Source organism: Pseudoalteromonas sp. S16_S37, from assembly GCF_014694405.1.
In the GTDB taxonomy this organism is placed as follows: domain Bacteria; phylum Pseudomonadota; class Gammaproteobacteria; order Enterobacterales; family Alteromonadaceae; genus Pseudoalteromonas.
This window is the reverse complement of sequence record NZ_JAAUWV010000163.1, coordinates 1-922: the sequence shown is the minus strand read 5'-3', so window position 1 is coordinate 922 and position 922 is coordinate 1. Positions and strand designations below refer to the sequence as shown.

Here is a 922-nt window from a genome sequence, read left to right as displayed (position 1 = left end):
TTGATAAAGAGACGAATTAGCGCAAGGTGAAGGGAGCGACTTCACAGCTGCTAAGCCATACTCCCTCAGCAGTAGCTAAACTGGCTCATCTCACCTTGCGCAAAGGAAACGCCCTCACTACGTTCGTTGTCACTCTACTTTCGAATTAGGATGATGAGTTCATCACTGTGTTTTTCTACTTCCTTATTTATATTCTGTGGTAAAAGGCGTTTTGTTTTACGCTGCTGTTTCATTATGGCTTTCAAAGCTGCGTGTATCTCTTCATTAAGCGGTGTAGGGCACAATGGACTAAGCAGGTTATTTTCTTCTGTCGGATCGTCACTTAGGTTGTAGCATTCATATTCGCTGGGGATAAAGCGACTGGTAGTGATACCATCGGGGTTCCCTGCTGAAACTAGGTGACTCAGGTCATATTTAGAATCTACTCTGCCTATATTTTCATTATCGACATCTCGGCTATCCAAAAAGCCACTATTGGTGCAATGGCGCGCGTTATCATAGTAGCGTACGTACTTCATGCGAGTGTCGCCAGTAAGGTCTGGCAATTTAGTAATGATAGCCTCAATATAATTGGGTTGTACAATACTGTTATACGCAACACCTGTCGCCGGATTTGTCATATCAGATCCAACTTCAACATTATCGTTGGTCATAAAATAAATGGCTTCATCTGTTGGCCGTTGTTTATCTAGCAATATATTTGATAGGTCTCTACCAACGAGAGGTCTAGCTTCACTATGATTTTCTGATAACTGCTTGCGTACACGCTCGGTATCAATGTCAGCAAGACCAAGCAAAGTAGGTAACCTGAGATCTGTATAAGAACTAAAGCCGAGTAACCTTTATGCTCGGTTTCTTTGCTTGAAAAGTATAAGCGATGAGGCCTGCCATCAAGTTCACCATAAATGAAATACAGCTACGG

At 42.5% G+C, this 922-nt stretch carries 1 protein-coding gene and 1 pseudogene; both read right to left on the bottom strand.

Going from position 1 to position 922, the window contains the following annotated elements:
- Window positions 1-134 precede the first annotated feature (134 nt).
- Window positions 135-797 (bottom strand): hypothetical protein, encoded by a 663-nt coding sequence (locus HC733_RS22395; protein ID WP_190367180.1) that lies wholly within the window; start codon window positions 795-797, stop codon window positions 135-137.
- Between the two features lie 28 nt (window positions 798-825).
- A pseudogene (locus HC733_RS23705) lies at window positions 826-922 on the bottom strand (IS982 family transposase); the annotation flags it as partial.